Genomic DNA, 24,050 nt, shown 5'->3' with positions numbered 1-24,050 from the left:
GCCGTGGCGGGTGATGCGGTGCCTCTGGGCGGGGACTCTTCTCGCCCGACTTCCGCAAACGCATCCCCCAGGACGCTCTGATGCACCGAACTCACAGCCACGGCCTTCGCGATGATGATCCACTCTGTGGCGCCCGGCGGGTGCCGCGGCGGAGCGCAGGACCAGAGCGAGGTCGCCTTCACGTCTGCTGAGCCGCGGAGGCACCGATCAAGTCCGAAGTACCCCGCCCCGCAGCGCCTTGGTGAGCCCTCCGAGCGGCTTCCGCGACCCTGGCTCGTCACCACCCGGGACCCGGGCGAGCCTGCCGACCGTGCCCCGCGACGCACCCCGCGGAGGCGGCCGCCACCCAGGCCGCCTTCCTGACGGCACTTCACCGCCCAGCCCCCGATGGAGCGCTCGATGGCCGACACCGCCTGACGCTTCATCCAACGGCTCGCCGCGGCCGCCGAGTTGGGACTGAATCGCGCCCCGGACGCCGTCCGCGCGGTCTGGGAAGATGCCGCCGCCGCGCCGGACTGGGGCGCCCTTGCCGGCATCCACATCGGTCACGCCGGCGTCCACGGTGGCCCCGGAGGCAAGCCCACCTGGGGCCCACCCGCCCACGCCGCACTGCAACGCCTCACCGCAACGGTCCACCAGTGATCAAGCATCCGGGCGGGAGGTTAAACGTCAAAGTAAGTGCGTGTTTGTCGAATCGGAGCGGCGAAGGCGTGTGGCGGGCGTTGGCGGGCGATGGACAGAGAAGGTCGTGGTTGGCGGCGCAGACGGCGGCGAGGATACGAAGTGCGTGGTCGTATCAGCTGCGGCCGCGTATCAGAGCGAGGGCGCCGCTGCGGCGGCCGTGCACCGTCACGAGGGTCTGAGCCATGCCTAGCAGGACGACCAGTACCACGACACCGAGCGAGGGCACGCTGTCGATGGGGAGTGTATAGGCCATTACCAGGCGGGCGACGGCGTCGAGGAGGAACGCAACACCCCACGCCCCACTGGCCACTTGCATCCACCGCCGGAAGACGAGGACGGTGTGCCACAGACGGTCCAGACGTTGCGCCATAGCAGCCGGAGTGACCTTGACGGCCACGTCCAGGAGGAAGGGGCGGGTCGTCGCCAGGGAGCCGAGGATCCACAGGCCCAGCGCTGCGGTGATCCAGCTCTCCCGTGCCAGCAGTGCTCGGGGGTCTCCGGTGACCATGGCGACCAGTACCGAGAGCACCATTGCGGCGATCACGAACACCGCGGTCGGATCCGCGCGTCGCTGTCGCGCCCACGTCATCACGACGCTGGCGAGTGGAGCTATGCCCGCAAGAACTAACGCCAGCCATTGACTGATCCCTGCGGCTCGGCCCCCGTAGAACACCGCGAGCGGAATTGCCACATCAAGCGTCAGCGCCGTCCATGCTCGCGCCCCTGACGGTCCTGATTCCTCGCTACCCCCGCCTGTGGTGGTGCCATGACGATCGGTTTTCGCGACATCTGTCCCGTGCACTCTCAATCCCCCTTGACTACTTCGATGTTGGCGATGTGCGGGCTCACGTCCGCCCCCTGGCCGTGGCTCGATCGAACAGCTCCACCAGATCGCGGGCGTAGCTGTCGAGGTCGAGGTCGCCCATCGCATTCAGTTGCGGTCCGATCGCGTCGATGGCCGCGCGGATCGACATGGCCATGGTGCGAGTGTTGAACTCGACGAACTGGCCCTGTTCCTGGCCGCGTTGCAGGATGTCCTGCAGCGGGGCGAGGCTGTCGCCGTAGACCGACGCGTCGAGAGGCAGAAGCCGGGAGCGGCCGTCTTCGTCGGTGAAATTCATCGCGATCGCCACCAGCGCTTTGACCCGCTCGCGGTGACTGCCGATGTATTCGACATTGGCCTCGATGTACGCCCGCAACTCATCAGCAGGTGTGGGTTCTTGGCGTGAGCGCGCGGCCATGAACTCCGCCCCTTGCTTGGTGGCCACGGCGAGGACCTCATGGATCAACTCGTCACGCGTGGCGAAGTGGTAGAAGATCGCCTGCTTGGTGATCCCCGCCCGCCGCGCGATCTCAGCCAGTGACGCTCGGTGCAACCCCACGTCCGCGATGGCCGCGATCGCACAGTCCACCAACTGCGCCCGTCGCGCCGCCTCGATGAAGGTTCGCTCTTGCTTACCGCTCGCTCGATTTTTTGACCGCACGGTAAAAACGTAGCACGCACGCTCCAGCTACGCGACGAATCTGCGAGGCATCGCCCCGAAAAAACGCGCGCAGCCGTCGCCGGCGTGGGTTCCTTGGCCGGCTGGGGCACGGGCGGCACTCGGGCGCCCGGACCGGGTGCGGGTCGACAAGGCGTACGCACGACTCCCTCCGCAGCCGCGCCTACCTGCGCAGACGCGGAAACAAAGCGGGCCACCCTGATGCTGCCGACCGCGTCCACAAGCCTCAGAAGCTCCGCTCACCGGGCGGTCGACCGTCGAAGTTCGACAGGACCTACCGCGAACGCCCTGCCGTCGTATGCCGGATCAGTCGCCCCAAGCGCCACAGGACGGTGGCTACGAGATACGACAACCTCGCCGTCCGCTACAAGGCGACCGTGCTGGTCGCAGTCCTCCTCACGAGTGGCTGTAACTTCCGACTCCGCTCAGCGGGTCTCACAGGACGCGTTCGATCTCGGTCGCTGCCTGCTCCGGCACATGATGTTCGGCGAGTTCGCGGTAGTGATCGGCGGCATTAGCGCGATTCTTGCGAGCACCTGCAGATCAGTGCCATTACCTCCGAGGTAACGGCATGGGACGGCACCGAGCACCAAGATTCACTTTCGCAACGGGCCCTGGCCCCGAGGAGTCGACGCGCGGGCGTCTTCGGAGCCTGCTGCCGAAGCACGGCAACAGACCTGTTGTGATTCGTCGGCCTACCGCTTGCAACGCCGTCGCAGGGCAGGCTCAAATCCGTTGGAAATCCGGCGCCTGCTTCCGCAAGGCCCATCAGGGCCTGTGCCCCACATCCGTCCTCGGGTAGTGGCCCGTCGTCGCCCGGTGGTTGGGCGGTGCAGGGCCTGCGAGTGTCGGTCCCGTTGTCCTGCAGGCGGCCGCTGTTCTGCCGGCCGTGCCCCGTAGTCGGCCGCTGCCCTGTGTGCCCGCGTTGCTCGCTGTCCGTTGCTCGGACGCCGCGTTCGGCCGTTGCTGGCCTGGTGGCATATCTTGATGTCAAGATAAGTTAGGCCGGGAGGTTCACTCATGCCTATCGACTTCCATGACCAGGTCAACCGTCTCACGTACGCGCAGCGTCAAGCGGGCGACGGCTGGGCGAAGGGGATCCGCGCCACGGTGTCGCCGGAAGGGCGGCACGTCATCGACGTAGGTTGCGGTGGCGGCGTGTACTGCGCCGCATGGTTGGATCTTGGGGCGGCGTCGGTCGTCGGCGTCGACTTCTCCGCTGCCATCCTCTCCGGTGCGCGCGAAACGCTCGGCGGTCGACCTGGGCTGACGTTCCATCAGGGTGATGCCCTCGAGACTGGCTTGCCGGACGGTTGTGCCGACATCGTTTTCCAGCGGGCTCTGGTCCACCACATCGATGACCTGGCAGCGTGCTTTGCCGAGGCGCGAAGGCTGCTCGTGCCGGGCGGATCACTGGTCGTGCAGGACCGTACGTTCGAGGATGCGACCCACCCTGGCAGTCCAGCGCACCTCCGTGGCTACTTCTTCGAGCGCTTTCCGGCCCTTTTGGACATCGAGCGCAAGCGACGCCCATCGACGGCTGAAGTCGAGCTCGCAATGCATGCCGCTGGATTCGGCGAGGTACGTATCCGCCCCCTTCTCGAAACGCGGCGGGAGTACGCGGACAAGCAAGAAGTCCGGCAGGATCTCATGAGGCGTACAGGGCGGTCGATCCTTCACGAGCTGACTGATGCCCAGCTCGCCGAGCTGGCGGATTACGTGGACGACAGGCTTCCTGCCGGTGAGCGCATCCGCGAGGCGGACCACTGGTCGCTTTGGGTCACTGAATAAGCTCAACAGCGAACGAAGTGCAGTATCTCTACGTCCAACCGTCGCCCTGAGCTTCCTGTCAGCTGGGCTCCGCTTAGCTATGTGCCTACCTGGCAATCGGCTTGGGGGCGCAGAACCTCTTGGTGCGGGGAGGGCCGGCATAGGGCATATTCGTTTGACCCCGACCTGAGCCAGACCACTCCCCGGGCCGGGGTCAGCAAGCCTCCCTCGCGCATGGGTGGGGGAGGAGGCCGTCTTGACCGTCGGGCAGGGGCTCAAGATCGAACTACGGCCGCGGTACGGAGACGACGAGGGTTTCGCTGGCCTCTCCTGCGTTTCCACTGTGTCGGGCCCGGCTTGGCGCCCGGGGACCAAGCCTTGGAGAGGGGAGTCGCTTGGTGTGGTGCAGGATCGGAGTGTGAGCAACGACCAGGACTTCGAGGTCATATCCCGCCTGTGGCAGGAATTCCGGAAGGTACCTTTTCCTGCCCGACTGCGTGGCGTGGAACTCGCCGGTGAGGACATGGTCTTGCTGGACTTGTGCCTCGCAGGGTGCGTGTCCACCTGGGGGGGCAAGGGCGGAGACCTCGACGCCAAAAGGCTCCGGATCCTCCGTGAATGCCTCACGGCCCTGGAGAAGGCTCTGCCCCTGGTCGGCGATACAGAGGGCCTCGATTACTACGAGCGCCTGCACCACATGGCCAAACTCGCCTTGACGGCCACGCCACACGCTACCGATTAGGGCGATCATTTCAGAATGAGGCGTGGACCAGCAACGCATCCGCTCACCGGCTGGCGCGCGTGGGGGTGGCGGCTCTGCCCTGGGCACGGAAGTCTTCCGTTCTGACACTGTCCACAACTTGCCTCTTGCAGCGCATGGTTAGGCTGAGTAGTTGCCGGATTCGACCGGCGCATCACGAGGGGAGAGGCAATCGTGGGCGAACTGGGCGGCAGGACTGCACTGGTGACGGGTGGCTCGCGCGGGATCGGCCGTGCGGTTGCCCTGCGGCTCGCCACTGAGGGGGCGTTGGTCGCGGTCCACTACGGCGGCAACGAGGCGGCCGCCGCGCAGACCGTAGCGAAGATCACTGAGAGCGGTGGCCGGGCGTTCGCGGTGCAGGCCCGCTTCGGCGAGCGCGGAGCGGTGGACCGGCTGTTCCAGGGGCTCACCGCCGGACTTGCGGACCACGATGCGGACGGCTTGGACATCCTGGTCAACAATGCAGGCATCCACTCGACCACTTCGATCGGGAAGCTCACCGAGGAGGAGTTCGAGCAGCTGCTGGCGGTCAACGTGAGTACGCCGGTCTTCGTGGTCCAGCGGGCGCTGCCGCTGCTGCGGGACGGCGGACGAATCGTCAACATGGGCTCCGCGGCCACCCGGATCGCGAACCCCCTGCAGATCGGCTACACCATGACCAAGGCAGCGCTGGCGGCGCTCGGCCCGTCGCTCGCCAACGAGCTGGGCCGGCGTGGGATCACCGTGAACACGGTCGAACCCGGGGTGGTGCTGACCGACATGATCGCCCCCTATGCCGCGGCTCGCGAGGCGGTCGCCGGCATTGAGTCGATCACCGCGCTCGGACGGATCGGCGAGCCGGAGGACGTCGCAGACGTAGTGGCCTTCCTTGCGGGCCCGCGGGGGCGCTGGGTGACCGGCCAGACCATCGACGTCTCCGGCGGTACCTACCTCGGACCGATCCCGGCAGAGTGATCCGCCCGGGGCGCGGACCACAGCGCGTTGACGTCGGCCTGGCCCGCACTGCATCCGGGGCGAACCTCTGACCGCAGCGTCGGCTCTGCCCTCCCGGATGCGGAACATCGTCATCCCCGGTGCGCACTACGCCACTGCCTCCATCCCATGACCACAGCAGGTGGGCCGGTGGCACGTGGTCGAGCCGGTCACGGCGGCCTCGCCATCGTCGTCTCAGCCCACCACTTCCTGCCGGCCAGTTGGCCAGTGCGCCCGATCGACGGGCGCAGATGAACCGTCTCGTGGCTGCACTCGTGAGGACGGCACCCACGCTCCGACGCCGCGGTCCGTAACTGCGGGTAAGTGATCAGTTTCACTTGGTATGGGCCTCCGCTCGCGACCCATGTCGCTCTCCCGGCTGCCATCATCCCTACCGGTGCGGAATCAACGGACTCCGCGCGGACCAAATGACCACGAAAACTGGGGTGTTGGCGTGAAATTGACGTGGCCGCGGTGGATTTCGCCAAGGCGGGCGGGCGCTGGCCCGGATTCCCTTAGGAGGAGGCCGGGGACGGTCCGGCGCTCGTCTGCGATGAGGCGTTTGGCAGGGGTCGGCGCGGCCGCCGCGCTCCTCGGTCAGCTCCTCGGCGGAACGCCCGCTGTGGCGCACGCCGGCATCCTGCCGGGATCCGCGTTCCCCCTCGTCCTCGACGTGGACCTGACGCCGAATCCCGTGTGCAACGGAGCCGTGCACGGCCGGGTGGAGATCTACGACCCCGCCGCGGCGAGGGCCAGAGCCACCGTGGAGTGGCGGGTGCGCGCAGGCGAGAAGCAGCTGGCCGGTGGGCGCCTGGCCATGGCCGCCACTGTCGGTACGGCGAAGTTCGACATCCCCTTCGACCGGGTGCCCGAATCCGAGACCGCCTTGCAGGTCGACGCCCGCATTGCCGGCTCGTCCGACGGCCATGCGCCCGGCCACTACGGAAAGGTCTGGCGGGACACGATACGCCGGGGATGCCACCCGGTGCGGGTGGCATCCGTCGGCGACTCCGTGGTGTGGGGGCAGGGCCTGGACCACGACCAGAAGTTCCCCTACCTGACGGCTCAGTCACTCGGCCGCCAGACCGGCCGGGGCTTCCAGCACTTCGACTACTCGATCTCCGGTGCCGTGCTCGACGCACCCGAGCTGCCCGCGGGCAACCATGACGCGGACTGTCTGCGCACGACGGAGCGGCAGGATCCGGACGGCGACGGGGAGATGGAGTTCGGCGAAGTCACCCAGCAAACCCCCGACGTCTTCTGCCAGTTGGAAAAGGCAGGCGCACAGGCCAGGGCGGGCGGCTACGGCCTGGACCTGGTCGTGATCAACGGATGCATCAACGACCTGGACCCCTTCTTCGGTATCGGCGTCGGCATCACCCCCGGCTCGGAGGACCTGCCCAAGGCAGTCAAGCGCGAGTGCTCCGGCATCGGCGCGGCAGCGAAGAACCCCGCCAAGGACGTGCCCTACTTCAGCGGCGCGAAGGTCGGATACGGCGGACGCGGAATGCAGGCGGCGATCGAGAAGGCCCATTCCCTGCCGGGGCGGCCGAAGGTGCTCGTGGCCGACTTCTACTACGCGCTCAGCCGCAGCAGTTCCCCCCTGCCGATCAGGAGCTGCTCCACCCAGGGAGTCACCGGATTCTGGCTGACCTCCTGCAAGGGCGCCCTCGGGAGCGTGGCCAAGCGCTACGAGCAGTACACGCAACTGGCCAACGCCGCCTACCACCAGGCAGCGGACGCCGCCAACAAGGCGTCCACGAACGGACCCTACGCGGTTGCGGCCGACGGACTGTTCACCGTGGACAACGCCGTCCTCGCCAGCGACTCCAAGGTCTGGAACACTCCGGTGACCGACCCGGCGTTCCCGCTGCGCACGCGGGCCTGCCCCGAGCTGAGCGCGACTCCACTGCAGTGCCTGAGTGCGGCCGTCGGTCACCCCGACATCGAGGGCGCCCGGCAGTACGCGGACAACTTTCTCCTCAACCCGAGTCTGCGCACGTGGTTCCACCTTCCCCGGCAAGGCCCCCGGGTCCACCTGAACGTTCCGCGCAGCGCGCACGTCGGCAGTGCTGTGCCCCTGTCGGTGACGGTGGACGGCAAACCGCCCGCCGCCGGGTACCGCTACCACTGGTACTTCGGGGACGGCATGCAGCAGGAGACCGACGAGGCGACCGTCACCCATGCCTACGACCGCAAGGGACCCTGGCTGCCGCGAGTCGTGATGACCGGCCCCGACGGTGGAAAGGTCCTGGCCGAGGCCGTTCGGCCCCTCACCACGGGCTGACGGCACCACCCCAGGGGGCGGCTCGCAGGCACAGGCCGCCCCCTGGCGCACCCGCGCCGGCACCACGAAGGCCCTTGCGCTCCTCCATGCGGCAAACCGGCCCGGCCGGTCGCACGAGCTGCCACAACAGGACACGATCTGCGTCCTGCGGCGGTGCTCCGGCGAGATCGAGATGGAGAGGGCAGCTGCGGGGCCCCGCCTCACGGTGTTTGCCTGGCTGATCACAGCGACCACGGTCGTATCGGCCTGCATCTCGGTGCACTTGGTGGGCCCCGGGCCGGCGGTGGGCCGCGGCCGCGAGCTGCTCCAGGGCGGGGCTCCACGCCGGGAGCGTGGGGGGAGGGGACGCAACGGGGGGCGCCATGCCGGGAGTTGGGGATACGGCGGCGGCCCCCGTTCAGCTGGGCCTGCAGCTGATCCATGGTCAGGCGCGCGGTTGGGTTCTTGTGCAGCAGCCCGTCGAGTACGGGGCCGAGCGCCCTCGCCCCGCACGGCCGGAATCGGCGGGCTCCGTCGCGACGGCGACCAGGACCGCGCTCGGGGCCGTCCCGGCGAACGGGGCGCTGCCCTCCACGGCGGCGTACAGCGTCGCGCCCAGGGACCAGAGGTCCCGTGCGGCGGCGCGGGCCTCGCGGCCGAGCCGGGCGATCCAGTTCTGCCGCTCGGCCTCGCCCAGATGCTCGGGCGGCCGCAACTCCTTGACAGCGACGTCCCGCCCCAACTGCTCACCGCGGCGGCCCTGGCCGCGCGCCGCCGCAAGACCGAAGCAGCCATTGAGCGCGTCCACCAGGCCATCGCCCGGCACCGACGCGAGAAAGCCCAGGTCGGCGTCGCCGACGTCACCCGCCGAGCGGACGTCTCACGCACCTTCCGCTACGACAACGTCGAGGCCAGAGCCGCGGTCGCCGCAGCGACGGCTCAGGTCGGCGAACCCCAAACCCGCACGCTCTCTGAACAGGGCGACGAACGCGAAGCGACCTGGCGCGAACGCGCCCTGAACGCCGATGAGTCGCTCCGTCATCCAACCCAGTCGACGCCGACAACGCCGCTGGCGCCGCCCCGGCACACCGGCTTGAGCGGCGGTGTCGGTGCTGCTTCTCGGCATGTGCTGGGCCGATGCGGACTTCCACGGAGGTAGGCAGCGCCACCGACCCAGTGCCCGCAAGGGCCTGTGCAAGAAGCCACGTGGACAGGGAAAACGCAACTTCGACATGGCTCGCAGAGGCAGCTACCTTCACCTGGACTTCGGCGATCGCCCACGGTCGCACGGGAGTTCTTTCAGGCTGGGCCACCCGTCACGGGATGAGTCGGTCACGCCCCACGAACCCTCGCCCCCATCCGTAAGTCACCGAACCGGGTCCACACCAGGCAACCCCAACCAGGGAGAGACGCATGCCCCGTCTTGCGCTGTACACATTCGGCGTCCTGAAGTCACCTCTCGCCGATCCCGCACCTCTCACGCACGAGTTCTACGACATGGGCGCGGCCGTCTACCGGAAGATCAGCCAGCATCCCGGATACCTCGCGCATGCGGAAGCGGCAGACGCTGCCCGGGGCACGCTCTTCGAGGCGGACTGGGGGACATGGGGAGAGTTCGCCGTACCGACCTGGTACGGCAAGGGCCGTACGCGGGAAACCACCGCCCTGGCCGCGACCCTCTCACTGTGGACCGACCTGCGCCCCGCCTTCGACGCCATCTACACCGGCCTGCACCGAGAGGCGCTGATCAGGCGTTACGACTGGATCGAGAGGACAGAACACCCGAATTACGTGTTCTGGTGGGTCGCCGACGACGTGATACCCACCTGGCAGGACGGGGTTTCCAGGCTGGAACACCTCCGCGACCACGGCTCCGCGCCGCACGCCTTCACCTTCCACCACTCATTCGCCCCGGACGGAACTCCGACCAGGATCAAAGACATCGGGCCGAAGAGCGACCAGGTTCGCTGACAAGGAAGCCTGAACGACTGGGTTCGCCGTCAAACGCCTCGATTGAACGACGGCGAACAGCAACGGCCCCGGTTCACAAGCTCCTGCGGTTGGTGAAATCGAGTACAGACGCGGCATCGACGCAAACGTGATCCGTCAGGGCCGGTACTGCCTGTCCTGGCTCGTGGCGCACAAGGCCGTCTTTCGATCCTTGATCCGCGATCGGCTTGGGGCCGCGGCCGCTTCCCAGATCCTGTGGAGCGCGCCGCGACTGATGTGCTTCGCTGGCGACTTCACCCGCTACGACGCCCACGCCGTGCGCGAGCACCGTCGCAGCATCGACCTCGTCCGCTACCGCAGGTGCGCGCCGGCTGGCGTGTGGTCGAGTCCACACTGGAAGGGCTCATACGGACTGCCATAATCGTCTATATGACGATAACTCTTGAGGGCGTCTACGCCGCTGTCCGTAGCATGCTGTCGGGCGTCGAAGGGCTCGACGGTGCGGACGTCGTCGGCGACGGCCCTCCCGATGCCGGCTACCCCCATGCCGAAGTCCACGACGGCGCCGTCCACTGGGTGGTGCTGGAGCGCAACAAGGAAGTGGAGCGCCGCACAACCGGGGACCTGGACGAGTTTCTGTACTGGGCGGCGCTGCACACCACCCGTGACGCCGCCTCCCGCTGGGAGCTCGACCACCGCGGTCTGCTGCCCGGCTGCAGCGACACCCGGGTGGGGTGGCTGGCCAGGCAGGTCCAGCTGCTGGGGCTGGTCCGACCCGAGTGGGCGGACAGGTTCCGGGCGCAGATCCCGCAACAGTGTCCGGGAGTGCACCTTCAGGACGTGGACGCCTATCCGGTCGGGGGGCGGTCGTGAGGCTGTGGCGGCGCAGGAAGAGGCAGGAGCGGCCGGCGGGGGGAGCGGAGGTGTGGGATCGGTTCGGGAGTCCACTGGGGAGGTTCGCGCACCCGAAGGGGACGCCATTCGCCCAGCGTTCTCTGCCGCCCACCCACCTGAAGTGCGGATACCACGTGTACAGCTGGATCCGACCGTGGAGTCCGGAGGACGTCGAAAGGTACGGCGTCATCCAGAGCGGCAAGGTCGCTCCCTGGTTCGGCCAGCCCGGGGGCGGAACACAGTTCATGCTCCCGGAGGGCATCTCGGTGCAGTGGCTCATCGACCGGGGCTACATCCGTGAGGAACCCGTACGGTGAGCGAAGCCGGTCGCCGACGAACCGGAGCCGCTTGGCATCCTCGGTTTCCCTGCGTGCGGCCAATGCGGTGACCTGATGGTTTGAAGGTTTCGGAGCCAGGTGATCGGACCGAGGTGCTCGTCTGGAAACGGCAACGAAGGGCTTCAGGTCGTGGAACTCCGTCCACCACGACCTGACCGGCTCCGTCCAGGAGAACCAGGAGAACCAGACAGAAGGCTCGATACTCGCCCTGTACCTGATCCAGTCGGCGGTGGTGCACTTCGACACCCTGCTCCTCCAAGGCATCCTGAGCGAGGAGAAGCGGCCGAAGCAGCTCGCCGACACCAACCAACGGGCCCTGTCCCCGCTGTTCTGGACCCATGCGAACCTCTGCGGTCGGTGCGAGCTGGACATGAACTGCCACCTCGCATTGCCCGCGACGGCGGCGGCCAGGGTGCCCGGCTTCCGCCCGGCGCCCGGAGTGCCCACCGTCCAGTTGGCGGGCGGCGAAGCAGGCACGGCCTGAACGACCGCCCGGCTCTCCCCGCTCCGGTTCCGGTACGGGCACATCAACTTCCTGCGCCGCTACGCCTACGCCTACATCCGGCCTTCGGCCTCCGGCGCCGGGCACACAGCAGCGGCGCGGCCCGGTCGCATCTCACTCGTGATCCGGCACGTCAGGGGATCTGGGCCTCGATGTGGGCGAGTTGGGCGGCGAGGATTTCTTCGAATGCGGCGCGTCGATCTGCTCCGAGCGGGCGGATGTCGCGGGCGAAGTGGGCCAGGGCGGGGAAGTGTTCGGGGTCGGCGCCGAGCACCGCGACGCGGAACTGCTCCATCCCCTGTTCGTACTCGTTGGGGGTGATGGTGCTGATCCCGGCCTCGGAGGCGATGAGCGAGGCGAGGAGGGTCACGATGCGGTGGTATCGCGCCGGGACCTCCTCGTCGGGCAGACCGGACGCGCGCAGGGCCTGCAGCAGCTCCTCCATGACCAATCGGGATCCGGTGCCGCCGGACCCGTAGCGGCCCCACACTGCGGCGAGTTGGGGTTGCTCGCCGAAGACCTCGCGCAGGCGCAGGGCCAGGGCCGTGACGCGCTGCTTCCAGTCGCCCTCTGGGCGGTAGCCGTCCATGGCGGCCAGCAGGATCCGGTCGGCGACCGCACGCAGGAGTTCGGTCTTGTTGCGGAAGTGCCGGTAGAGGCTGGAGGAGTCGGTCCCGAGCGCTGCGGCGAGTTTGCGCACGCTGAACGACTCGGCATCGCTCGTGCGCAGCAGGTCCGCCGCCGTGTCCAGGATCTCCTCGGTCGACCATCGCCTTCGGCCAGTCATCTCGCCCCTCTCGTCAGGACTCAGCCTAACCTATGCACTTGCTGATGCACGCACTGCGTGCATAATGAGTCAACGCACTGTGCGACCACATCGACACACCCGGCATCCGGCCGGGAGGGGAGAAGGACACATGAGCGAGACCACTGCCGCGACACGGCCGCCGGAGCCGGACTTCTCGGTGATGACGGCGGAGGAACTGCTCGCCTACCGCGACGCGGAGAACCGCTTCCGGGCCTCCGTCGCGGCGCGGACGATCCTCGGAGAGCCAGACACCGGCGCCGCGATCGACTGGCAGGAGATCGCGCTGCCCGGCCGCGACCTCCCGGTCCGGGTCTACCGGCCGGCGTCGACGGGAGGCGACGAAGCCGCAGCCGGAACCGACCTGCCACTCGTGGTCCATGTCCACGGAGGCGGCTTCGTGGGCACGGCGGTGCAGTGCGACTGGACCAACAGCCACCTCGCCGCCCACCTGCCCGCCCTCGTCGTCTCGGTCGAGCACCGCCTCCTCGCCCCGGCAGCCCGCTCGTGAACGCCGCCGACGACGGCTGGGACGTGCTCGAGCACGTGGTGCGGCACGCCGCGCAGTGGGGCGTCGACCCGGCGCGCGTGGCCGTCTTCGGTGAGAGCTGCGGCGCGCTGATCACAGCGCTGACAGCCATCCGGGCCAGGGTGGCCGGCCTGGAGCTCAAGGCGCAGGTGCTGGTCAACCCCGCGGTCGACGTGACTGGGACGATGTTCGACTATCCCTCGATCGCCGAGTACGCATACAGCCCGACCCGGGCCCTGCCGCAACTGCGGTTCCTCCAGCGGCTCGCCGTCCCGCCGGGAACCGATGCCGGCGCAGTGTCGCCGCTGTACGCGGACGACTTGAGCGGGCTCGCCCCGGCACTCGTGGTGGTGCCCACCCAGGACGCGGTCGCCGACCACGGCCGCCGCTACGCCGAGCAACTGCGCGGGGCAGGCACCCCCGTGAGCCTTTCCGAATACCCGGGCGCAAAGCACGCGTTCCTCACCCTGCCCGGCGTGGAACCACAGGCCGAGGCCGCCCAGGCGGAGATCCTCGCATTCCTCCGTGCGACCCTGGCAAAGTGACGGGGGAACGATGCACCCCACCCTTGGCCCCAACGGCCCGGCGGTCTCCCGACTCGGCCTCGGCTGCATGAGCATGGCCGGCACCTACGGCCCCGCCGACCCGCAAGAGGCCGCGGCCACGGTGCTGGAGGCGCTCGATTCGGGCGTCACCATGTTCGACACCGGCGACTTCTACGGCGACGGAGCAAACGAGGAACTCCTCGGCCGGACCCTCGCACCGCACCGCGATCGCGCCGTGCTGGCCACCAAGACCGGAGTCCGCCGCACCACCGAGGGCCTGGTCCCCGCCGGCTCACCCCACGCTCTGCGGCGTGCCTGCGAAGCGTCGTTGCGCCGGCTGCGCACCGATCACCTCGACCTGTACTACCTCGCCCGCATCGACCCCGCCGTCCCCGTCGAGGAGTCCGTCGGCGCCCTGGCCGACCTGGTCGCCGAGGGCAAGGTGGGCCACATCGGCCTGTCCGAGGTCTCGGCCGCCACCCTCCGCCGCGCCCACGCCATTCATCCGATCAGCGCCGTCCAGACCGAGTACTCGCTGTGGGAACGCCATGTCGAAGCCGACATCCTGCCCACGATCCGCAGTCTCGGCGCCGTCCTGGTCGCCTACAGCCCGCTCGGCCGCGGCCTGCTCACCGGGGCCGTCCGCACCACCACGCGCTACGAACCCGGCGACTTCCGCGCCACCGCTCCCCGCTACAACGGCGACGACCTCAAGGCCAACCTGGCCATCGTCGACGCCATCACCCACCTTGCCGCCGCCAAGAACGCCACCCCCGCCCAGATCGCCCTCGCCTGGCTCCTGGCCCGCGGCAGCGACGTCATTCCCATCCCCGGCAGCTCCCGCCGCCCCCACCTGCGCGACAACCTGGCCGCCCTCGACCTGCACCTGACCGACACCGACCTCGGCGACATCGGCGCCGCCGTCCCCGCCGTCGGCGCCCAGGGGGCCCGATACGGCGACCACGGCATCGGCTTGATCGACGACTGACGGCACATGAGCAAGTGAAGGGGGAAGAGAAGCACCCTGATGACGAAGCCACCCCGTGCGCGAGGAGCGCTCGGAGCGCTGTACGCGGGCCTTGCGCTCACTGTCCTCGCGACGATCGTCACGTACGTCGACCGCGGCACCGCCCATCTGCTCGCCGCCCACATCCGGGCCGGCTATCCCACTTACCCCAGGCGCGGGTGGACTCGGCCGTCACCACCTACCCGGTCGTGCTGTCCGTCATCGGGGCGCTCGGCGTCCTTGCCTGGCTCACGACGGCCTGGGCTGTCACGGCAGGCAAGCAGCGGGCCCGCCCCGCCGCGACCGTGATGCTCATACTCGGCACCGGCACCGGCACCGGCATCGGACGGGCCGGGCTGCTGACCAAGGACACCTCCGGCGCGACCGGACTGCGGCCGGAACTGGGCTGGGCCGGGATGATTCCTTGCCTGGCGGGCATGGTTGCGGTCACCTTGCTGTGGAGCGGACCGCAACTGACATGTCGTCGGCCCCCTCCGACTCCGCACGTGAGCAGCCGACGGCCACGATCGCGACCGCACAGACCACCCGTACCACCACAGGCCACGACCATCGCGCACCATGGAGGAAGACACAGTGCAGCGCATCGGCATCATCGGAGTAGGCGAGATCGGCCGGGCCATCGTCGACGGCCTGTGCAACGGGGGCGGTGCGTCGCCAGACGTCTTCCTCTCTCCCCGAGGAGCCCGCACCGCTGCCGAACTGTCCCAGCGTTACGAGGGGGTTGAGGTGTGCGCCGACAACCAGGAGGTGGTGGAACGCTCCGAGGTGGTGATCATCGCCGTGCGCCGCCAGGACCACCATGAGGCACTCGCCGGGCTGAAGATGGACGACGACAAGACCGTGGTCAACCTGATGGCCGGCGTCGCCACCGACGACCTGCGCCGAACCCTCGCCACCGGCGCCCCGATCGTCCGCGCCATCCCGCTCCCCGCCGTGCGCGAGCGCCGCTCCGTCACCGTGACCTGCCCCTCGAACCCGGTAGTGGACTCTCTCTTTGAACAGTTGGGCGGAGCGCTCCCCGTCCCGGACGAGGACGCCTTCAACGTCTTCTCCGCACTGACCGGGACCCTCACCGCTCACTACACCTACCTCGCCACCCTCACCTCGTGGGCCACCGGCCACGGCCTCGCCCCCGACGCCGCCGACCGCTATGTGCGCGGCCTCTTCCAGAACGTCGGCCGCTCCCTGAGCGACGAGACCCGCCCTCTGCACCAACTCGCCGCCGACCACGAGACACCCAAAGGGAACAACGAGCGCATCCGCACCACATGGTTCGATCCGGCCAACGCCGCGGCCCTCAAGAAGGCCCTGGATGACCTCCTCGCCGATCTGACGTAAGAGCTTCCGGTCCTGGACGCACGTCCCCAGACCGGAAGCGGCGACGACTTCACGGCACGCCTCTCGCACGCGACCCTTCGCCGCAGACCGTGGGCGGCCCCGGAGGCCGGGCACCCCGCCTCCGGCACCGATCGAACCGGACCTGCCGAGTGCCGACATCCACATCGACTACGCCCGCCGCTCCACCCTCGGCCGTTGGGAAGACGGCGTCCCCGGGTATGCGCCGACTGCACCGTCACGCAGGCACGCCTGGCCGAACTCCATCGCGGTGTCAGACCATCAGCGCGGCGACTTGCTCCCGTGCCTGGCGCAGCCATGATGCGCGCATTTCGTCGGTCGAGTCGGTCACCGTACGGAAGACGATTCGGCGGACGTCGGCGACACCTACGTACGGCAGGACGCACGCCGCCCAGATGCTTTGCAGTGGGTCGCCGAACTCACTCTCTTCGCGGTCGGCAGGGGTGTCGGAGGTGTTCAGAACGAGCGCCCGGCCGGCCTTCAGCAGCCCTGCGGGCTCCCCGTCTGCGGTGCCCAGCTTGTAGGCGATACCGGGCGCGAGCACACGCTGCACCCAGCCCGTGAGGACGGCGGGCGGCATGCCCCACCAGTTCGGATGGATCAACACCATGGCATCAAGGGTGGCCACCTCGGACCGGTGCAGCTCCACCTGCGCGTCACGGGCGGGGACCGCAGACTGGACCGTCTCCGTCTCGTCGGCGGTCAGCGCAGGGGCGAATCCCTCGGCGTAGAGGTCGTGCGCGAGTACGTGACACCCCCGGTCGTGCAGTTCATCCACGACGGCAGTGAACACCGCGTGGTTGAAGCTGCCTGGACGGGGGTGCGCGAGATAGACCCCGATGCGCATGGTTCCTCCCTGATCGATGGCTGTCCTCCCCGACTATGCCCTGCCGATGACTGCAAACCGCATCTGGGGTCTGTGGCCTCGGCGTTGGCAGGCAACGGCGGGCTTGTGTCCGGCTGCGTCGCCGGAAGCGTGACCAGCGCAGATGGTGCTCGCGCTGCTCTGGTGACGGGGCTTGACTTGACCATGTGGCCCGCCAGGAGGCGGATCTCCAGGAAGCTCAGGGGTATCAGCTCATGCTCATCGTCGACACTGCCCCTTGTGTGGCTGGCGGGGCCACGTCGGCGAGATCGGCCTCGGACGCTTCGGCGGATAGCAGGACTTGATACGAATGGCCGGTCGGGATGCCTGAGAGGGACTCCGTCACGGTGTACGACCAGCCGTCAGGGATCACGCCGGGCGCGTCGGTGCCTGGTATGGCCGCGCTGATCTGCCCTTGTGCGTCGAACTGGGCGGCTGATGGGGCCGCCGAGGGTGACTTCGGCGGCCGGGCAGGTGAACTGCGCCGGGCTTGGACGAGCGGAGCGGCAGTGTCGCCGCCACGGGAAGGCCGTGGGCGCTGGGGGTGATGCGGTGTGCGGTGAAGGTATCTCTGCCAGTGGTGGTGATGGTGTCGCCGCGTTGGGTGAGGCTGCCGCCGCGGTTGAGCATGAGGCGGGTCTCGGCGGTGGTGCACGCCGTTGTCGTCGTCGACCTCCAAGGCGACGCCGGTTCTGTCCTCGCGGACCATGCTCGTGCCTTAAGTGGTGCCCTCGGGATGCACCCAACGCGGCAGATGTGCCGCAGGCGTGGGGCCCACTTGTGGATGTACCGAGGTAACGATCACTTCGCTGATCGGGGGCTTTTGCGCTGGTTGGCATTGAAGCGCGCTTTCTTCTGACGGTTGCCGCACGTGTTCATGTCGCACCATTTGCGGGTGCGGCTTTGACTGGTGTCGAAGAAGGCGGCTTGGCAGGTTGGTGAGGCGCACAAGGCCAGTTTTCCGTCTCGTTCGCCTGCGATGATGCTGATCGCATCGGCGGCGATCACGCTGAGGGCGTCTTCCACGCAGGAAGCCGAGCTGAGCCGCCATTGCCGCTTTCCCTCGGCTGTCAGGATCGCTGCGCCCCGACCCTGAGTGCTGCAGTCATTGATGACTTGGACGGCCGATGCAGGGAGGGCGTCCTGGAGCGCGGCCGCTGTCGCGGCGGCGTGAATCGCCTCCCTCAGTTCCCGAGCGAGGTCGAGCTGGGCGGGGGTGCAGGAGTCCACGGCGAGGCCGTTCACTGCCAGCCAGTCGACGAGTCGTTGCGGCGTGGGAATGCGCTCCACGGCGTCGCCATGACGCTCCGACAGCGTCCCCGTGAAGCTGGTCGCCAGCACCTTACCGAGGCGGAAGTCAGGGAACGCAGCACGCATGGAACCACCTTAGCCGGTTGCAGTGTGCCTCGGAGAACTGCTAGAACCGGCTTAGCCGGTTCGCGACAGGTCGTAGCCGGTTCCGCGATGGCCAGGAGGTCTCATGCCCCGTCCAACCAGCGACGTGCAAGCATTTGAAGCCCACACAACCGACGCTGACCTCGACGATCTGCGCGCGCGACTGGCCGCGGCGCGACTACCGGAGCCCGAGACGGTCCATCGCGCCGCGCCCGACCCTCACCGATGGGAACAGGGCGTTCCGCTCGCCGACCTCGTCGATGTCGTGAACTACTGGCGCACCGGGTACAACTGGCGGTCGTTCGAAGAGCGCCTCAACCGGATCGGCCAGTTCCGCACGACCATTGATGATCTGGGAATCCACTTCCTGCACCGCCGATCCGCGCGTGCGGATGCCACTCCTTTGATCTTGACGCACGGCTGGCCGGGCAGCATTGCCGAGTTCATCGATGTGGTGGACGAGATAGCAGATCCGAAAGATGCGGACGCGCCGGCGTTCCACGTCGTGGTCCCCTCGCTGCCAGGCTTTGGTTACAGCGACAAGCCGGCCACCACCGGGTGGGGAACCGAAAAGATCGCGGCCGCGTGGGTGGAACTGATGGGAAGGCTCGGCTACAGCAAGTTCGCAGCCCACGGCGGCGACTGGGGAGGCAATATCACCACGGTTCTCGGCGGCAGGTTCCCGGCGCACGTCCTCGGCATCCACACAACGTTCGCGGAGGCACCGCCCGGATTGGCAACGGACGGACTGACGGCGGTCGAGCGCAAGTGGACAGAGGAAACCCGCCATTTCTGGCGCCATCGCGCGGCGTACGCGAAGCAGCAGGCGACCCGGCCGCAGACCATCGGCTACTCGCTCGTCGACTCACCGGTCGGGCTTCTTGCCTGGATCCTTGACAAGTTCGCCGAGTGGTCAGACACCGAAGACAGCCCGTTCGAGACGATTTCAAGAGACAGAATTCTTGACGACGTCACCCTGTACTGGCTGACACGGACCGGCGCATCGGCGGCCCGTATCTACTACGAAAGCCACAACTCGCTCGACCCCGAACTTCGGGTCGACGTCCCGTCGGCAATCACCATGTATCCCCGCGACATCGAGAAGTCTCCGCGCCCCTGGGCACAGGAGCGGTACCGACAGATCGTCCGGTGGAGCTCGCCCGAAACCGGGGGACATTTCCCGTCGCTGGAGGTCCCTGAGTATTTCGTCAAGGACTTGCAAGAGGGCCTCGCGGCAGTGCTGGCCGCTAATCGGTGAACACGGCTGGGTGTCGGCACTCGATCACCACCTGATCCGGCTCAGGACGTTGCCCGACGGCTTCCAGACCGAGCTCATCGAGACGGCAGTACCTGGGCAGACACGGCGCGGCGAAGACGGCGTGGAGCATGTCGAGGTCTTTCGGCTGGTAGATTCCGGCGCCTACCTGCCAACACCCCCGACTGTGCCCTCAACCGCGAAGAGCCTGTTTGAGATCTGGCTGACTGGCGGGTGGGCGCGCCGAGCCGGCTCAAACGAAGGCTGTCTCCGCGAAAGAGGGCCCTCCGCGCTCGCCGTGTGTGAGGACGAGCCGCTGCGAGCGCTGGGGTGCCTGCCGTAGGTACTGCTGGAATCCTGCAGCCCGGAACTTGAGCTCGAAGAAGTGGCCTTCGATGTGCCACTGAGGCCCGCCGCGGCTGTCCTTCGGGGCCGAGCGTCGTATGTGGTCGATGTCGAGACTCGGCGCCATCCCCTTGAAGTCGAGGTCGCCCTCGATATCCCAGACATCGTCGAACACGAGCGTGGACGGCGCGATCCAGAAGCTGAAGTGCGTTTCCGGCGCGACAGGTTGCACCCAACGGACGATGTAGTCGATGTCCAGTAGCAAACGTGGCAGTGCGTCGTCAAAGGCGCCCGGCTGTACGCAGAGTCCGTGGATGGTGACGTCGTGCCATCCCATCGTGTCGAAGTCGGCGTCGCTCCAGATGCTTTTCGTCAGACCGGATTCCGGGTGAGTGCCTGCGCTCATGGCGACATCCAATCAAACCCCGGCGTTTGGCCGAGGCGGCCGGGCGGTGAACGACGTCATGCGCATCGTCCTGGGCGAGACCGCGATGGCCGCCTCCGGCACAGACGATGTCCTGGCTTCCCGGCTCATCCACCACGCTCAGGGCGAACCTGGCTGGTACCTGTACGCCCCGACCTGCGAGTTGGCCGAAGCCGAAGTCGAAGCTGAACGCGCCCGCCCCGTCACGGCCGAGCACCTGGCTGGCGGCGCTACCCGGTGGTCGCCATGCCCGACGCCTGCCCGGCACGGCAACTGATCCACCGCGCCGAGCAAGAGCCAACACGGGTGACCTGGTACTCCGGTGCGGCTTTGTGACCTCTTCGGTTGAAGAGCTGGCGGGCCTTGCCGGCGTCGCGTCGGGAAGCGAGGGCGGCCGGGAAGGCGGAGTACCGGGCGTGTTCCCCTTCGAGCCGGATCGGGCAGTTGAGGGCGGCCCGATCCGGTCTGTGGGTGCCGGTAGGCGGAGATCGGGGCAGTAGTTGGCTCAGTAGCCGACGGTGAACCGGCGCTGGACGAAGCGGGGCAGCTCCGCCTCGTCCACCAGAGCGACCGCGGCGTCCTCCACCGAGATCCGGCTCAGGCCGTCGGCGTTCAGCACGGGCTGGTCGCCGCCGATGCGGAAGCGTCCGGTGCGCTCGCCGGGGGTGATCTGCTCGGCGGGGCTGAAGTAGGTCCACAGTCGGTTCGAGGTGCGCAGGACGTCCAGCGCCTCTCGGTGGCCGCGTACGGCGGCGGCGTACTGGCGGGGGAGGCCGAGTTCGTCGAGCGAGGCGTGAATGAGCTCCTCGTGGTCGGCGCGAACGACGCCCGGCTCGGTCTCCAGGCTGCCGGCGCCGCCGATGACGATCAGCCGGGTACGGGGGTGGCTCTCCAGGGCCTTGAGCAGGGCCTGGGCAGCCGCCGCATAGACGGTCGGGTCCGCGATCGAGCGCTGGACGGTGTCAGCGAAGTCCTTCGCCGCGTTCCCGGGCTGGAAGCCACTGATCAGGACGTCCAGGCCGGGCAGGACGGCGACGATGCTCGCGGCGTCCAGAACGTCGACGCTCGCCCAGCTGAGGTTCTCCCGCTGGTTGATGATCGCGGAGGCGTCGCGGCTGAACGCCGTGACGCGGTGTCCGCGCTGGAGGGCCTCGGTGACGACCCGGCTGCCGATGAGACGACCGCCGAAATCAAGTGCACAGCGCTGGAGTTGATGGGCTCGGGCGGCCCCGACGCGATCACCCTGCGAGCGATCGCCCGCGAGATGGGCATGACCGCCAACGCCATTTACGGCTACTTCGCCACCCGCGACGACCTGGTCACCGTCCTCATCACGGACGTCTACACCGAGCTCGCCGACGCCGTCGACGCCGCCTGGGTCGCCTCCGCACAGGACGCCCCGGCGGGGCGGATACAGGCATGGGCGCACGCCTTCCGTGACTGGGCGCTGGCCAACCCCGAGGGCTTCCGGCTGATCTACGGCGACCCCGTCCCCGGTTACCAGGCCCCAGTCGGCGGCGCCGCGCCGGACTTTAGCGGAGGCGGGCCAGTAGGTGTGCGTCGAGGAAGCCCCGCTCGGAGGCGGGGTCGTGGAGCAGCCGGGCGAATGGGGCGAGTCCGGCCCCAGTCAGCAACTCGGCGAGCAGGTCTACCGGCCAGCTGTAGGCGGGTGTCACCTTGTGGTCGAAGCGGATCGGCTCCGGTCCGTCGGTCGCGAAGAACGAGACCAGGAGCAGGCCCCCTGGTGCCAGGACCCGCGCTTGTTCGGCGAGCAGCGCGGGCAATTCCGCGTGCGGGGTATGGATCATCGAGTAGTGGGCCAGTACGCCGCCGAGCGCGCCGTCTTCGACCGGCAGGGCCTCCATTCGCGCCTCGTCGAATCGCACTGTCGGATGGGCCCGCCGGGCGTGGTCGATCATGCCCGGGGAGAGGTCGAGCCCGAAGGCGTCCAGCCCCAGTTCGTGGAGCATGGCCGTCAAATGTCCCGGCCCGCACCCGACGTCGGCTGCCCGCGGGTTCCCCGTCCCGCGCACCAACTCGGCGAAGGTGCCGATCATGTTCCGCGCGAACGGCTGCGTCTCCAGCCGATTGGCGAACAATGATGCATACAGATCCACGACCCCGTCGTAGGCCGCTCTGGTCTCGTCCTGGTGCTCCGCCATGGCAAGAGAAGTTAACACCCACGAAGGTTCCGCAGCTTCCCCGGCCCCGTACCTACCCGCATCTGGAGACTGCCTGTCCGGCCATGTCATCACGGACGGGTCTTGCGTCGGAGGTGTTCGTGGCCTGAACTGACGGGACGGATCGGACCAGGCTGGGGCGCGCTGGCCTCGCACGCAGTGCGCCCCAGCCGCCATCTCAGGCTGCCCTTTTCGCAAATGGGCGGTGACCGACAAGGGTGCCTTCGTCATTGCCTGGGAAGGGCGAGGCAGTGGCTACCGGGAGCCGTCTCCGCTCCGGTGGATCTGCCTGGCCTTCAAGGCCGGGGATTGATGCACCGTCGTCTTGCCGGCGAGCCGGCGCGGTGTCGAAGAACGCCTGCGGAATCGCTTCGTTCAGGATGCCTCGAAGGCACGTGCCAGGGCGAGGCTGTCCTCGAACATGATGTAGCGGGCGATCTTCCCGTCCTCGACTGTGAGGTGGAAGGCGAACGGCGAGTCGAAGACATTCCCCGTGACTTTGACGATCTGGCGCATGTGCCCGATCACCACCGCATCTGCCCCCTCCACGACAATCCGGTTCACCGTGAACTCCTTCGACTCCAGATGGTCCGAGAGCGTCGCGAAGAACTCGACCGCTTCGGCGCGCGTGCGGCGTCGGCCTGCCCACGGGACCACCTCCGCACCGTAGATGTCCCAGTCGATCTCCTCGGCGATCAACTCGCTCAGCGCCTCGATCTCACGGGCGGCCACGTGACGGTAGAACTGCTCCACGACGGTGCGGGTGTCACTCAACGGGTGCTCCTCATAAGACTGTTATTGCTGTTGAAGTAGCAACAACAGCGCCACACGCGACCGGGCTATTCCCAAGGCCGACAGTGCCCGGTGCGTCGGCGGCGCGACCGCCTTCGTCGCAGCCCGACCTGCTTGCCCCGTCGCAGTCGGTGATTGCGTTGATCCGCGCTGAAGGGCTTGGTCCTGTTCGCGTCCCCGCGACCCGGACCGCGGCCCCAGGGCATGCTCGTCAACCGAGAGCGCCGCGGCGGCCGGAGTCGTGCGGGGTGTGGCCCCGACGCCACCACGCCGTATTGGGCGGCCCGGACCGCCTGGCGGAGAGTGGCTGCGGGCCCTACAGCGTCGGCGGCGGGGAGCCGCACACTGTGGGGGAGAGGGCCGCGGCCCTGGCCGCGTCGCACGGCGGGCCGGCGCCCGTCGTCACCGGGGAGGTCCGGCTCGGCGACCTCCACCACATCACCACCTCCTCGCGTAGGCTCCGCGACGAGTCGGGGTGGCGGGTTCGGTTCGGCTTCGAGGAGGCGATGGCTGAGTTCGTGGCGGCGCCCCTGGGTGCCGGGGGAGTCCGGCTGGACTCGGCGCCCGCGCGGTAGCGAAACCCCGGCCTGGCTTGACGAGCGGGCCGAGCTTCCACCACCGCATGGGCGTCAGGGCGCCGTGGGCAGACGGGGCTCGAAACGGCAGCCGTTGGTGCGGGCGGCCCGGAGAGGACGGCGGCGTGCAGCAGGTCGACCTGCCGCAGTCGGGATTTCGTGGTCGGCGTGCGCATGCATCCTCGAGCGCTGGCCCGTCCGAAGGTCGGTCACAGTAGTGACGCGTCCGCAAGCGGCTGCGCCCTTGACGTGGCGGCCCCGCGCCGGACACTGACGCTTCAGGGAGACGCCTCTACACAACCCGAGAAGGGACAAACAG

Annotated in this window: 22 protein-coding genes and 7 pseudogenes; 18 read left to right on the top strand and 11 right to left on the bottom strand. The window is 68.3% G+C overall.

Translation table 11 applies throughout. The annotated features are described in order from the left end of the window. Positions 1-222 precede the first annotated feature (222 nt). Positions 223-642: pseudogene (locus B073_RS48305) on the top strand (hypothetical protein); the annotation flags it as partial. Between the two features lie 154 nt (positions 643-796). Here B073_RS48305 and B073_RS49120 read toward each other — a convergent pair. From B073_RS49120 to B073_RS48300, 3 genes and pseudogenes are all read right to left on the bottom strand, one after another. Then, positions 797-1,615, bottom strand: coding sequence for a VC0807 family protein (locus B073_RS49120; RefSeq protein WP_324608808.1), 819 nt, complete (start codon positions 1,613-1,615; stop codon positions 797-799). After that, the gene (locus B073_RS0130495; RefSeq protein ID WP_026247878.1) at positions 1,530-2,168 is read right to left on the bottom strand and encodes a TetR/AcrR family transcriptional regulator; all 639 of its coding nucleotides are present in this window, start codon (positions 2,166-2,168) and stop codon (positions 1,530-1,532) included. Before B073_RS0130495 ends, B073_RS49120 begins: the two co-directional genes overlap by 86 nt. A gap of 456 nt (positions 2,169-2,624) precedes the next feature. Then, positions 2,625-2,717 (bottom strand): annotated as a pseudogene (locus tag B073_RS48300) (ketosteroid isomerase); the annotation flags it as partial. Positions 2,718-3,206: 489 nt separating this feature from the next. On the opposite strand from B073_RS48300, the gene B073_RS0130490 reads away from it, so the two are divergent. The 4 genes from B073_RS0130490 (at position 3,207) to B073_RS0130475 (ending at position 7,975) form a co-directional block, all read left to right on the top strand. Next, positions 3,207-3,977 (top strand): class I SAM-dependent methyltransferase, encoded by a 771-nt coding sequence (locus tag B073_RS0130490; protein WP_018541875.1) that lies wholly within the window; start codon positions 3,207-3,209, stop codon positions 3,975-3,977. Between the two features lie 397 nt (positions 3,978-4,374). Next, complete coding sequence (locus tag B073_RS0130485) at positions 4,375-4,698, top strand: hypothetical protein (RefSeq protein WP_018541874.1); 324 nt, start codon at positions 4,375-4,377, stop codon at positions 4,696-4,698. Between the two features lie 192 nt (positions 4,699-4,890). Beyond that, positions 4,891-5,670 carry an SDR family NAD(P)-dependent oxidoreductase gene (locus tag B073_RS0130480; protein WP_026247877.1) on the top strand — a complete coding sequence of 260 codons (780 nt, stop codon included), beginning with the start codon at positions 4,891-4,893 and terminating at the stop codon, positions 5,668-5,670. 571 nt (positions 5,671-6,241) lie between these two features. Beyond that, positions 6,242-7,975, top strand: coding sequence for a PKD domain-containing protein (locus B073_RS0130475; RefSeq protein ID WP_063740917.1), 1,734 nt, complete (start codon positions 6,242-6,244; stop codon positions 7,973-7,975). Positions 7,976-8,399: 424 nt separating this feature from the next. Here the strand turns inward: B073_RS0130475 and B073_RS0130470 are convergent, their stop codons facing one another. Then, entirely contained in the window at positions 8,400-8,762 is a 363-nt protein-coding gene (locus tag B073_RS0130470) for a hypothetical protein (RefSeq protein ID WP_026247876.1), read from the bottom strand. On the opposite strand from B073_RS0130470, the gene B073_RS48295 reads away from it, so the two are divergent. From B073_RS48295 to B073_RS45995, 6 genes and pseudogenes are all read left to right on the top strand, one after another. Next, positions 8,652-9,113, top strand: coding sequence for a DUF6262 family protein (locus B073_RS48295; RefSeq protein ID WP_234025203.1), 462 nt, complete (start codon positions 8,652-8,654; stop codon positions 9,111-9,113). The two genes, B073_RS0130470 and B073_RS48295, sit on opposite strands and share 111 nt — an antisense overlap. 254 nt (positions 9,114-9,367) lie before the next feature. Continuing rightward, on the top strand, positions 9,368-9,925 hold the full coding sequence (locus B073_RS0130465; protein ID WP_018541871.1) for a DUF3291 domain-containing protein: 558 nt from the start codon (positions 9,368-9,370) through the stop codon (positions 9,923-9,925). 97 nt (positions 9,926-10,022) lie between these two features. Beyond that, positions 10,023-10,262: pseudogene (locus tag B073_RS48290) on the top strand (transporter); the annotation flags it as partial. Between the two features lie 71 nt (positions 10,263-10,333). Continuing rightward, the gene (locus tag B073_RS0130455; RefSeq protein ID WP_078508249.1) at positions 10,334-10,777 is read left to right on the top strand and encodes an Imm63 family immunity protein; all 444 of its coding nucleotides are present in this window, start codon (positions 10,334-10,336) and stop codon (positions 10,775-10,777) included. Continuing rightward, a complete protein-coding gene (locus B073_RS41555; protein WP_324608807.1) occupies positions 10,684-11,115 on the top strand; it encodes a TNT domain-containing protein in 432 nt (143 codons plus the stop codon). Before B073_RS0130455 ends, B073_RS41555 begins: the two co-directional genes overlap by 94 nt. Before the next feature lie 121 nt (positions 11,116-11,236). Then, entirely contained in the window at positions 11,237-11,620 is a 384-nt protein-coding gene (locus B073_RS45995; protein ID WP_158690258.1) for a Tn3 family transposase, read from the top strand. A 151-nt stretch (positions 11,621-11,771) separates the two neighbouring features. Here the strand turns inward: B073_RS45995 and B073_RS0130440 are convergent, their stop codons facing one another. Continuing rightward, positions 11,772-12,425, bottom strand: coding sequence for a TetR/AcrR family transcriptional regulator (locus tag B073_RS0130440; protein ID WP_018541866.1), 654 nt, complete (start codon positions 12,423-12,425; stop codon positions 11,772-11,774). Between the two features lie 130 nt (positions 12,426-12,555). Between B073_RS0130440 and B073_RS41545 the strand changes: the two are divergent. From B073_RS41545 to B073_RS0130420, 3 genes and pseudogenes are all read left to right on the top strand, one after another. After that, a pseudogene (locus tag B073_RS41545) lies at positions 12,556-13,517 on the top strand (alpha/beta hydrolase). A gap of 10 nt (positions 13,518-13,527) precedes the next feature. Then, positions 13,528-14,505: an aldo/keto reductase gene (locus B073_RS0130430; RefSeq protein ID WP_018541865.1), complete on the top strand. Its 978-nt coding sequence runs from the start codon at positions 13,528-13,530 to the stop codon at positions 14,503-14,505. Between the two features lie 597 nt (positions 14,506-15,102). Beyond that, positions 15,103-15,882, top strand: a complete 780-nt coding sequence (locus B073_RS0130420; RefSeq protein WP_037813180.1) for an NAD(P)-binding domain-containing protein — start codon at positions 15,103-15,105, stop codon at positions 15,880-15,882. A gap of 271 nt (positions 15,883-16,153) precedes the next feature. Here B073_RS0130420 and B073_RS0130415 read toward each other — a convergent pair whose 3' ends face one another. Together B073_RS0130415 and B073_RS0130410 are read right to left on the bottom strand one after the other, a co-directional pair. Beyond that, on the bottom strand, positions 16,154-16,747 hold the full coding sequence (locus B073_RS0130415) for an NAD(P)H-dependent oxidoreductase (protein WP_018541862.1): 594 nt from the start codon (positions 16,745-16,747) through the stop codon (positions 16,154-16,156). A gap of 819 nt (positions 16,748-17,566) precedes the next feature. Beyond that, complete coding sequence (locus tag B073_RS0130410; RefSeq protein ID WP_018541861.1) at positions 17,567-18,142, bottom strand: CGNR zinc finger domain-containing protein; 576 nt, start codon at positions 18,140-18,142, stop codon at positions 17,567-17,569. Between the two features lie 103 nt (positions 18,143-18,245). Between B073_RS0130410 and B073_RS0130405 the strand changes: the two genes are divergently transcribed. Then, a complete protein-coding gene (locus B073_RS0130405; protein ID WP_018541860.1) occupies positions 18,246-19,418 on the top strand; it encodes an epoxide hydrolase family protein in 1,173 nt (390 codons plus the stop codon). A gap of 250 nt (positions 19,419-19,668) precedes the next feature. Here the strand turns inward: B073_RS0130405 and B073_RS0130400 are convergent, their stop codons facing one another. Further along, on the bottom strand, positions 19,669-20,166 hold the full coding sequence (locus tag B073_RS0130400) for a hypothetical protein (protein WP_018541859.1): 498 nt from the start codon (positions 20,164-20,166) through the stop codon (positions 19,669-19,671). Between the two features lie 58 nt (positions 20,167-20,224). Here B073_RS0130400 and B073_RS41540 point away from each other — a divergent pair. Continuing rightward, a pseudogene (locus B073_RS41540) lies at positions 20,225-20,407 on the top strand (hypothetical protein); the annotation flags it as partial. Between the two features lie 282 nt (positions 20,408-20,689). On the opposite strand, the gene B073_RS0130390 reads toward B073_RS41540, so the two are convergent. Further along, positions 20,690-21,358, bottom strand: a complete 669-nt coding sequence (locus B073_RS0130390; RefSeq protein ID WP_026247875.1) for an NAD(P)H-binding protein — start codon at positions 21,356-21,358, stop codon at positions 20,690-20,692. Positions 21,359-21,397: 39 nt separating this feature from the next. Here B073_RS0130390 and B073_RS49425 point away from each other — a divergent pair. Further along, a pseudogene (locus tag B073_RS49425) lies at positions 21,398-21,652 on the top strand (TetR/AcrR family transcriptional regulator); the annotation flags it as partial. A 64-nt stretch (positions 21,653-21,716) separates the two neighbouring features. Here the strand turns inward: B073_RS49425 and B073_RS0130385 are convergent. Together B073_RS0130385 and B073_RS0130380 are read right to left on the bottom strand one after the other, a co-directional pair. After that, the gene (locus tag B073_RS0130385; protein ID WP_018541856.1) at positions 21,717-22,346 is read right to left on the bottom strand and encodes a class I SAM-dependent methyltransferase; all 630 of its coding nucleotides are present in this window, start codon (positions 22,344-22,346) and stop codon (positions 21,717-21,719) included. 393 nt (positions 22,347-22,739) lie between these two features. Beyond that, positions 22,740-23,138 (bottom strand): nuclear transport factor 2 family protein, encoded by a 399-nt coding sequence (locus B073_RS0130380; protein ID WP_018541855.1) that lies wholly within the window; start codon positions 23,136-23,138, stop codon positions 22,740-22,742. A 335-nt stretch (positions 23,139-23,473) separates the two neighbouring features. Here B073_RS0130380 and B073_RS0130375 point away from each other — a divergent pair. After that, positions 23,474-23,731, top strand: a pseudogene (locus B073_RS0130375) (NAD-dependent dehydratase); the annotation flags it as partial. Between the last annotated feature and the right edge of the window lie 319 nt (positions 23,732-24,050).

Origin of the sequence: Streptomyces sp. MspMP-M5, assembly GCF_000373585.1 — a bacterium.
Lineage (GTDB): Bacteria > Actinomycetota > Actinomycetes > Streptomycetales > Streptomycetaceae > Streptomyces.
Note: the sequence above shows the minus strand (reverse complement) of the source record. Positions and strands in the feature narration are given on the sequence as shown.

Coding starts and splice junctions, on each gene's coding strand:
- B073_RS49120 (WP_324608808.1), bottom strand. CDS start 1,615: ATGCGATGGGCGACCTCGACCTCGACAGCTACGCCCGCGATCTGGTGG.
- B073_RS0130490 (WP_018541875.1), top strand. CDS start 3,207: ATGCCTATCGACTTCCATGACCAGGTCAACCGTCTCACGTACGCGCAG.
- B073_RS0130475 (WP_063740917.1), top strand. CDS start 6,242: ATGAGGCGTTTGGCAGGGGTCGGCGCGGCCGCCGCGCTCCTCGGTCAG.
- B073_RS48295 (WP_234025203.1), top strand. CDS start 8,652: ATGCTCGGGCGGCCGCAACTCCTTGACAGCGACGTCCCGCCCCAACTG.
- B073_RS0130465 (WP_018541871.1), top strand. CDS start 9,368: ATGCCCCGTCTTGCGCTGTACACATTCGGCGTCCTGAAGTCACCTCTC.
- B073_RS0130455 (WP_078508249.1), top strand. CDS start 10,334: ATGACGATAACTCTTGAGGGCGTCTACGCCGCTGTCCGTAGCATGCTG.
- B073_RS0130440 (WP_018541866.1), bottom strand. CDS start 12,425: ATGACTGGCCGAAGGCGATGGTCGACCGAGGAGATCCTGGACACGGCG.
- B073_RS0130430 (WP_018541865.1), top strand. CDS start 13,528: ATGCACCCCACCCTTGGCCCCAACGGCCCGGCGGTCTCCCGACTCGGC.
- B073_RS0130420 (WP_037813180.1), top strand. CDS start 15,103: ATGGAGGAAGACACAGTGCAGCGCATCGGCATCATCGGAGTAGGCGAG.
- B073_RS0130415 (WP_018541862.1), bottom strand. CDS start 16,747: ATGCGCATCGGGGTCTATCTCGCGCACCCCCGTCCAGGCAGCTTCAAC.
- B073_RS0130410 (WP_018541861.1), bottom strand. CDS start 18,142: ATGCGTGCTGCGTTCCCTGACTTCCGCCTCGGTAAGGTGCTGGCGACC.
- B073_RS0130405 (WP_018541860.1), top strand. CDS start 18,246: ATGCCCCGTCCAACCAGCGACGTGCAAGCATTTGAAGCCCACACAACC.
- B073_RS0130400 (WP_018541859.1), bottom strand. CDS start 20,166: ATGAGCGCAGGCACTCACCCGGAATCCGGTCTGACGAAAAGCATCTGG.
- B073_RS0130385 (WP_018541856.1), bottom strand. CDS start 22,346: ATGGCGGAGCACCAGGACGAGACCAGAGCGGCCTACGACGGGGTCGTG.